The sequence below is a fragment of the Streptomyces sp. MB09-02B genome (assembly GCF_033794485.1).
Taxonomy (GTDB): domain Bacteria; phylum Actinomycetota; class Actinomycetes; order Streptomycetales; family Streptomycetaceae; genus Streptomyces.
Genome location: NZ_JARGEE010000378.1, coordinates 1 through 8,693, shown reverse-complemented (window position 1 = coordinate 8,693; position 8,693 = coordinate 1). Strand labels below are relative to the sequence as shown.

Sequence of the window (8,693 nt, the reverse complement as noted above, 5' to 3'; positions counted from 1 at the left end):
GGGCAAAGAGGCGCCGCCCAGATCACCGCAGGCTACGCACATCCAGATGCCGCAACACCCGATCCACCACCTCAGGATCCGCCCCCGCCTCACTCCGCGCGGCCAACACCTCATGCCGAGCCGCACTCAACATCTCCCCCTGGATCCGCCGCATCCGGCGAAGCCGCCGAACCCGCTGCTCATGCCCCTCGCGCCGCTCGTCCTCCCCCACCTCCGGACTGATCCGCACCCCGATCTCGAAGGCCCGCCGCAACAACCGCTCGGACATCTCCTCCGGCAGCTCCTCCACCTCCTCGATCTCCTTCAGCCGCCGCTTCGCCGCCTTCGCGGCCCGCACGGCCAACGCCTTCTCGAACTCCTTCTCGACCCCTTCATCCGCCCGCACCCCCAGCCGCCGTACGAGCCACGGCAGAGTCAGCCCCTGCAGCACCAGTGTCGCCATGATCACCCCGAAGGCGATGAACACGATCTCGTCCCGGTTCGGGAACGGCGCCCCCGTGTCCGTCTCCAACGGAATCGCCAGCGCCAGCGCCACGGACGCCACCCCCCGCATCCCCGACCACCACATCACCACGGTCTCGCGCCACGACATCGGGATCTCCTCGTCGTAGTCCCGCTTCGCGTGCAACCGCCGCGCCAGCCACGTCGCCGGCAGCAACCACACCAGCCGTACGAACACGACGACGACCACGACGGCCGCCGCCCAGCCGAGCATCTCGCCCCACCGCCCGGACGCCGTACGGATCGCGTTGTGCAGCTCCAGCCCGATCAGCCCGAAGGCGACCCCGGTGACCAGCGTGTCCACGACGTCCCAGACGGTGTGCCCGGCGAGCCGTGTCATGACGTCGTCCGCGCCGAGCGCGTACTCCGCGAGGAACAACGCGGTGGTGAGCACGGCGAGCACCCCGGACCCGTGGAGCTCCTCGGCCATCACGTACGACGCGTACGGCACCAGCAGGGTCAGCCCGATCTGCAGCGTCGCGTCCTCGAGGAAGTCCATCAGCTTGTTGGCGGCCCAGCCGAGCCCGATCCCCACGGCGAGCGCGACGACGGCCGACAGCACGAGCTGCAGCGCGGCGCTCGACCAGGAGAACGATCCACTGACGGCGGCGGCGATGGCCACGTGGTAGAGCACGATGGCCGTGACGTCGTTGAAGAGGCCCTCGCCCTCCAGTATCGACACCAGCCGTCGCGGCAGCCCGAGTTGCCCGGCCACGGCGGTCGCCGCCACCGGGTCGGGCGGCGCGACGAGGGCGCCGAGCGCCACGGCCGCCGCGATGGGCAGTCCGGGCACGATCGCGTTCGCCACGGCGGCCACCGCGGCGGTGGTCACGAACACCAGCGCCACGGCCAGCAGGAAGATCGGCCGCCGGTTGGCGGTGAACTGCCGCCAGGACGTCCGCCGCACCGCCGCGTACAGCAGCGGGGGCAGCAGCAGCGGCAGGATGAACTCCGGCGGGATCTCCACGTTGGGCACGAACCCCGGCAGGGCCAGGGCGATGCCCAGCAGCGTCATCAGCACCGGCGCGGGCAGCTTCAGCCGTTCCCCCACCGGCACACTGACCACGGCCCCGACCAGCAGGACGAAAAACAGGGCCAACTGATCCATGGGGGCGCTCCGCTGGTGCTAGACGATCAGGACCGACCGGATGCCCAGGGTGCCCCACCCGCACCGCCGAACGCTAAAGCCTTCGCCGCATAGCCCGATGAGGTAGGCCCGCGTCCACGAACTCCGGTCCGTACGCCGCATACCCCAGCCGCTCGTAGAAACCCAGCGCGTGTGTCTGGGCCCCCAGGTCGACCGCGGTCAGCCCGTGCTCCCGTGCCGCCTCCTCGACGGCCCGCACCAGCGCGACCCCGACTCCCAGCCCCCGGGCCTCCGCCACGACGGCCAACCGCCCCAGGGACCCCACACCGGGCTCCCCACCGGTCTTGCCGGCGGCGGCCTCCCCGTACAACAGCCGCCCGGCGCCGAGGGGTATGCCGTCGTCCCGCACGGCGAGCACATGCACGGCCCCGGCGTCGTACGCGTCGTACTCCAGGTCCTCCGGCACACCCTGCTCGACGACGAAGACCTGCTTGCGCACCGCGAAGCAGGCCTCGCGATCAGCGGGGCCGTCGGCGACGCGCACCGCGTAGGACACCGGCACGGGGCTCACGCGTACGTCTCCTCGCGGACCTTGTCCAGGGCCTTCTGCAGATCCGCCGGGTAGTCGCACTCGAACTCGACCCAGCTGCCGTCCCCGGGGTGCTCGAAGCCGAGCCGTACGGCCTGCAGCCACTGGCGGGTGATGCCGAGCCGCTTGGCGAGCGTCGGGTCGGCGCCGTACGTGAGGTCGCCGACGCAGGGGTGCCGGTGGGCGGACATGTGGACGCGGATCTGGTGGGTGCGCCCGGTCTCCAGCTTGATGTCGAGCAGGGAGGCGGCGCGGAACGCCTCGATGAGGTCGTAGTGCGTGACCGACGGCTTGCCCTCGGCGGTGACGGCCCACTTGTAGTCGTGGTTCGGGTGCCGCCCGATGGGCGCGTCGATGGTGCCGCTCGTGGGGTCGGGGTGGCCCTGGACCAGCGCGTGGTACCGCTTGTCGACCGTCCGCTCCTTGAACTGGCGCTTCAGCGACGTGTACGCGTACTCCGACTTGGCGACCACCATGAGGCCCGAGGTGCCCACGTCGAGCCGGTGCACGATGCCCTGGCGCTCGGCGGCACCGGACGTCGAGATCCGGTACCCGGCGGCGGCGAGCCCGCCGATGACGGTGGGCCCCGACCAGCCGGGGCTGGGGTGCGCGGCAACACCGACCGGCTTGACGATCACGACCACGTCATCGTCGTCGTGCACGATCTCCATGCCCTCGACCGGCTCGGCGACGACCTGCACCGGCGCGGGCGCCTGCGGCATCTCGACCTCGAGCCAGGCCCCGCCGTGCACCCGCTCCGACTTGCCGACCACCGACCCGTCGACCGTGACCTTCCCCGCGGCGGCGAGCTCGGCCGCCTTCGTACGGGAGAAGCCGAACATGCGGGAGATGGCGGCGTCGACACGCTCGCCCTCCAGGCCGTCGGGCACGGGCAGGGTACGGATCTCGGGAATCGTGCTCACCCGACGAGTATGCCGGACCGCCACGACACGCCCGACCGCGCCTGTGGAAAACCCCGTCCGACCCGTGCCCCCTTGTGGACTCAGTCCTTGTGGACGGTCCCGTCCGGGTCGAGCCCCCGGAACGACAGCAGCACGATCAGGATGCCGCCGCACACGATGGCCGAATCCGCGAGGTTGAAGACCGCGAAGCCCTTCGGCGCGATGAAGTCGACCACCGCGCCCTCGAAGACGCCCGGCGACCGGAAGATCCGGTCGGTGAGGTTGCCCAGCGCACCGCCGAGCAGCAGACCGAGCGCGATCGCCCAGGGCAGGCTGTAGAGCTTGCGGGCGAGCCGGGCGATCACCAGGATCACGATCGCCGCGATCATCGTGAAGATGATCGTGAAGGCCTCGCCGAAGCCGAAGGCCGCGCCCGCGTTGCGGATCGCCTCGAACTTCAGCCAGTCCCCGATGATCTCGATCGGCTCGTGGTGCTCCAGCTTCGCGACCACGATCATCTTGCTGACCAGGTCGAGCGCGTACGCCAGCGCCGCGACCCCGAACAGCACGGCGATCCGGCGCCTGCCGCGCGGCTGCGCGGCGGCCTCGGCCCGCTGCGCCGCGGTGTCGTCGCCGTCGGACTGCTCCGGGCCGGCCCCCGCCGCGTCTGGAATGTCCGGCGTACCGATGATGCGCTCCGCCTCTGCCACGTGAGTCCCTCAACCTAGGTTCCTGACTGAGGACAAAGGTACGACACGCCCGCCGCGGAGCAGGGGCTCAGGCGGCGATCGCTAGCGGCGTTCCTGTTTCTGCTTGCACTCGACGCACAGGGTGGCCCGGGGGAAGGCCTGCATTCGCGCCTTTCCGATCGGATTGCCGCAGTTCTCGCAGAGTCCGTAGGTGCCCGAGGCCAGCCGGTCCAGGGCACGCTCGGTCTGGTCGAGCATCTCGCGCGCGTTGTGGGCGAGGGACAGCTCGTGCTCGCGTGTGATGTTCTTCGCCCCGGTGTCGGCCTGATCGTCGCCCGCGCCGTCCCCGGAGTCCCGCATCAGACCCGTCAGGGCCCGCTCGGAGGCATCCAGCTCGGTCCTCAGCCGCATCGCCTCGGACTGCAGCTCCGTCCGGGCCTCGGTCACCTCCTCGGGGGTCCAGGGGTCCTCGCCGGGGCGTACCGCCAGCTCGCCGGGCTCCACCGCGGCGGGCCGTGCCTTGGGGACGGCGGTGGGCTTCTTCTTCGCCGCCGTAGCCGTACCAGGAGTGTTCTTCGCAACCACCGTCGTGGCTCCCGTCGTCTCGGCGGCCTCGGCCGCGCCCGCCTTCTTGACCGTGCTCTTCGTCGCAGAGGTGCTCTTCTTGGCCGTCGACGTCTTCTTGGCCGCGGTCTTCCTGACGACCGCCTCACCACCGACCGGCTTCCGGCCCGTCGCCTTCCCTGCGACCGATTTTCCGGCGACCGGTTTCCCGGCGACCGCTTCGCCCGCGACCGACTTCTCGGCCGCGGCCTTCTTGGCCACCGCGCTCTTCGCCCCCGCCCTCTTCGCCACCACCTTCGTGGCCGCCGCCTTCTTCGCCACCCTCTTCTTGCCGGCCGCCTTCACCGCCGCGGCCTTCTGCCCCTCGTCCCCACCGCCGGAGGCCACCGTGGATCTGCCGGACGCCGACTGCTGTACGGCGGTCTTCTTCGCCACCATGGCCGCGCCCCTTCACATATTGTGATCTTGCACGCGTATCGTGCTGGGACGATAAATCGACCCGAGTCCCGCGGCAACGGGGCAGACCACCCGTTCCTCCCGCCCCGCGACCGTCGCGCGACGAGCCTGCAAGCGTTGTGCCCAGCTCCCCGCCGGGTATTCCGCCGCGCCGCACGTCCCAGGATCCGGACGCCCGACCCGCTCCATTCGGGTCATCGCGCAGGTCATCCCGCTCCCGCCCGGCAACCCCGGCCAAGACCCCACCGCGCCCCGCCCACGGCCGCCTGAAATCCGGTCGGCCGCTGTCCGTACGGCGCCGTACACTGGGCGGAGCGAGAAGCGTGGATGGGGACGAGTAGCGTCGTACGCAGCCCAGAGCGACCCGGGGACGGTGGAAGCCCGGGGGCGAGCGCGATGTGAAGATCACCCCGGAGCCGCCGGAAGAAAGCCGCACCGCACGGCGCAGTCCGTGGGACGTGGCGAGTAGACCCGGCATCGCGACCTCAATGAGGGGGCTCACCGGTGCGTACGGCGCACAGGCGGGCCAAGGAGGGTGGTACCGCGGGAGCGCGCCGCACACGGCGTACGAAGGATCGAAGCTCTCGTCCCTCCGACGGAAGGCAGCAAGTCCGTTGGAGGAAGCCCGCTCATGACAGAGCCGACGTACCGCCAGGTGCCCGCCCAGGTCGATCTGCCCGCGCTCGAGCACGCGGTGCTCGACTTCTGGCGCGAGCAGAAGATCTTCGCCAAGAGCCTGGAGCAGTCCGAGGGCCGCCCCGAGTGGGTGTTCTACGAGGGCCCGCCCACCGCCAACGGCATGCCGGGCGCCCACCACATCGAGGCCCGCGTCTTCAAGGACGTCTTCCCCCGCTTCCGCACGATGCGCGGCTACCACGTCGCCCGCAAGGCCGGCTGGGACTGCCACGGCCTCCCCGTGGAGCTGGCGGTCGAGAAGGAGCTCGGCTTCAACGGCAAGAAGGACATCGAGGCGTACGGCATCGCCGAGTTCAACGCCAGGTGCCGTGACTCGGTGACCCGGCACACCGACGCCTTCACCGAGCTCACGACCCGCATGGGCTACTGGGTCGACCTCGACGACGCCTACCGGACCATGGACCCCGAGTACGTCGAGTCCGTCTGGTGGTCGCTCAAGGAGATCTTCAACAAGGGCCTGCTGGTCCAGGACCACCGCGTCGCCCCCTGGTGCCCCCGCTGCGGCACCGGCCTGTCGGACCACGAGCTGGCGCAGGGCTACGAGACGGTCGTCGACCCCTCGGTCTTCGTCCGTTTCCCGCTCACCTCCGGTCCGCTCGCCGGTGAGGCCGCGCTCCTGGTGTGGACGACCACACCGTGGACGCTGGTGTCCAACACCGCGGTCGCCGCCCACCCCGAGGTCACCTACTTGGTCGCCACGGACGGCACGGAGAAGCTCGTCGTCGCCGAGCCGCTCGTCGCCAAGGCGCTCGGCGAGGGCTGGGAGACCACCGGCCAGACCTTCACCGGCGCCGAGATGGAGCGCTGGACCTATCAACGTCCGTTCGAGCTCGTGGAGTTCCCGGAAGCAGCGCATTTCGTCGTCAACGCGGAATACGTGACGACGGAGGACGGTACGGGTCTGGTCCACCAGTCCCCCGCCTTCGGTGAGGACGACCTCAAGGTCTGCCGCTCGTACGGCCTGCCCGTGGTGAACCCGGTCCGTCCCGACGGCACCTTCGAGGAGGACGTCCCCCTCGTGGGCGGCGTCTTCTTCAAGAAGGCGGACGAAAAGCTCACCGAGGACCTCCAGCAGCGCGGTGCGCTCTTCCGGCACATCCCGTACGAGCACAGCTACCCGCACTGCTGGCGCTGCCACACCGCGCTCCTCTACTACGCGCAGCCGTCCTGGTACATCCGCACCACCGCCGTCAAGGACCGCCTCCTCCAGGAGAACGAGAAGACCAACTGGTTCCCGGACTCGGTCAAGCACGGCCGCTTCGGCGACTGGCTGAACAACAACATCGACTGGGCGCTCTCCCGCAGCCGCTACTGGGGCACCCCGCTGCCGATCTGGCGCTGTGAGGAGAACCACCTGACCTGCGTCGGCTCCCGCGAGGAGCTGTCCCAGCTCTCCGGCACCGACCAGTCGGAGCTGGACCCGCACCGCCCGTTCATCGACGCGGTCACCTTCCCCTGCCCCCAGGACGGCTGCGGCAGCACCGCCACGCGCGTCCCGGAGGTCATCGACGCCTGGTACGACTCGGGCTCGATGCCGTTCGCGCAGTGGGGCTACCCGCACAAGAACAAGGAGCTCTTCGAGTCCCGCTACCCGGCCCAGTTCATCAGCGAGGCCATCGACCAGACCCGCGGCTGGTTCTACACGCTGATGGCCGTCGGCACCCTGGTGTTCGACAAGTCCTCCTACGAGAACGTCGTGTGCCTCGGCCACATCCTCGCCGAGGACGGCCGCAAGATGTCCAAGCACCTGGGGAACACCCTGGAGCCGATCCCGCTGATGGACCAGCACGGCGCCGACGCCGTTCGCTGGTTCATGGCCGCCGGCGGCTCCCCCTGGGCGGCCCGCCGCGTCGGCCACGGCACCATCCAGGAGGTCGTCCGCAAGACGCTCCTCACGTACTGGAACACGGTCGCCTTCCAGGCCCTGTACGCCCGCACGTCGAACTGGGCGCCCAGCGCGGCGGACCCGGCCCCGGCCGACCGCCCGGTCCTGGACCGCTGGCTGCTCTCGGAGCTCCACGCCCTCACCGACCAGGTGACCGGGGCCCTGGAGGCCTACGACACCCAGCGCGCCGGAAAGCTCCTGTCGGCGTTCGTCGACGACCTGTCGAACTGGTACGTGCGCCGGTCGCGCCGCCGCTTCTGGCAGGGCGACAAGGCCGCGCTGCGCACCCTGCACGAGGTCGTCGAGACGGTCACGAAGCTGATGGCCCCGCTGACCCCGTTCATCACCGAGCGGGTCTGGCAGGACCTGATCGTGCCGGTCTCCCCGGGCGCCCCGGAGTCGGTGCACCTGGCCTCCTGGCCGGAGGCGGACCTCTCCGCGATCGACCCCGAGCTGTCGAAGCAGATGGTCCTGGTGCGCCGCCTGGTCGAGCTGGGACGTGCCACGCGCGCGGAGTCGGGCGTCAAGACCCGCCAGCCCCTCTCCCGCGCCCTGGTGGCGGCGACGGGCTTCGACTCGCTGAACCCCGAGCTGCACACGCAGATCACGGAGGAGCTGAACGTCAGCTCCCTGGCCTCCCTCTCCGAGGTCGGCGGCTCGCTGGTGGACACCACCGCCAAGGCCAACTTCCGCGCGCTGGGCAAGCGCTTCGGCAAGCGCGTCCAGGACGTGGCCAAGGCCGTGGCGAACGCCGACGCGGCCGCCCTGTCCCTGGCCCTGCGCGAGGGCACGGCGACGGTCGAGGTCGACGGCGAGACCATCAGCCTCGCCCCCGACGAGGTGATCATCACGGAGACGCCCCGCGAGGGCTGGTCGGTGGCCTCCGACTCGGGTGCGACGGTCGCCCTCGACCTGGAGATCACGGAGGAACTCCGCCGGGCGGGCCTCGCCCGCGACGCGATCCGCCTGATCCAGGAGGCCCGCAAGAACAGCGGCCTGGACGTGGCCGACCGGATCGCCCTGCGCTGGACGGCGACGGACCCGGCGGTGACCGCGGCCCTGACCGAGCACGCGCCCCTGATCGCGGACGAGGTCCTCGCGACGGACTTCGCCTCCGGCGAGGCCGACGACACGTACGGCGCCCCGTTCACGGACGAGGCGCTCACGCTGACGTTCCGCCTGCGCAAGGCCTGACAGCTGCCCGCGCCCCTGACGGGCGCGGGCAGCTCCCAGCCTCGCCGTACGTAGCTGCGGGCAATCGGGCCGCTGGGGCGATGGGGGTACCTCCCGCTCGAGCGAAGCCGAGAGTGGGGGAGGGTGGGCG

Annotated in this window: 6 protein-coding genes; 1 reads left to right on the top strand and 5 read right to left on the bottom strand. The window is 70.8% G+C overall.

What is annotated here, in order from left to right; translation table 11 throughout:
* Positions 1-22: 22 nt before the first annotated feature.
* The 5 genes from P1P70_RS35080 to P1P70_RS35060 form a co-directional block, all read right to left on the bottom strand.
* Positions 23-1,609 carry a Na+/H+ antiporter gene (locus P1P70_RS35080; RefSeq protein WP_319245078.1) on the bottom strand — a complete coding sequence of 529 codons (1,587 nt, stop codon included), beginning with the start codon at positions 1,607-1,609 and terminating at the stop codon, positions 23-25.
* Positions 1,610-1,682: 73 nt separating this feature from the next.
* Positions 1,683-2,159, bottom strand: a complete 477-nt coding sequence (locus P1P70_RS35075) for a GNAT family N-acetyltransferase (protein ID WP_319245077.1) — start codon at positions 2,157-2,159, stop codon at positions 1,683-1,685.
* Positions 2,156-3,100 carry an RluA family pseudouridine synthase gene (locus P1P70_RS35070; RefSeq protein WP_184895226.1) on the bottom strand — a complete coding sequence of 315 codons (945 nt, stop codon included), beginning with the start codon at positions 3,098-3,100 and terminating at the stop codon, positions 2,156-2,158. The genes P1P70_RS35075 and P1P70_RS35070 overlap by 4 nt, the downstream gene beginning before the upstream one ends.
* A gap of 80 nt (positions 3,101-3,180) precedes the next feature.
* Positions 3,181-3,789 (bottom strand): signal peptidase II, encoded by a 609-nt coding sequence (gene lspA, locus P1P70_RS35065; protein WP_319245075.1) that lies wholly within the window; start codon positions 3,787-3,789, stop codon positions 3,181-3,183.
* A gap of 81 nt (positions 3,790-3,870) precedes the next feature.
* The gene (locus P1P70_RS35060; protein ID WP_319245074.1) at positions 3,871-4,770 is read right to left on the bottom strand and encodes a TraR/DksA C4-type zinc finger protein; all 900 of its coding nucleotides are present in this window, start codon (positions 4,768-4,770) and stop codon (positions 3,871-3,873) included.
* Positions 4,771-5,419: 649 nt separating this feature from the next.
* Here P1P70_RS35060 and ileS point away from each other — a divergent pair.
* Positions 5,420-8,563, top strand: a complete 3,144-nt coding sequence (gene ileS / locus P1P70_RS35055) for an isoleucine--tRNA ligase (protein ID WP_319245073.1) — start codon at positions 5,420-5,422, stop codon at positions 8,561-8,563.
* Positions 8,564-8,693 lie beyond the last annotated feature (130 nt).

Coding starts and splice junctions, on each gene's coding strand:
- P1P70_RS35080 (WP_319245078.1), bottom strand. CDS start 1,609: ATGGATCAGTTGGCCCTGTTTTTCGTCCTGCTGGTCGGGGCCGTGGTC.
- P1P70_RS35060 (WP_319245074.1), bottom strand. CDS start 4,770: ATGGTGGCGAAGAAGACCGCCGTACAGCAGTCGGCGTCCGGCAGATCC.
- ileS (WP_319245073.1), top strand. CDS start 5,420: ATGACAGAGCCGACGTACCGCCAGGTGCCCGCCCAGGTCGATCTGCCC.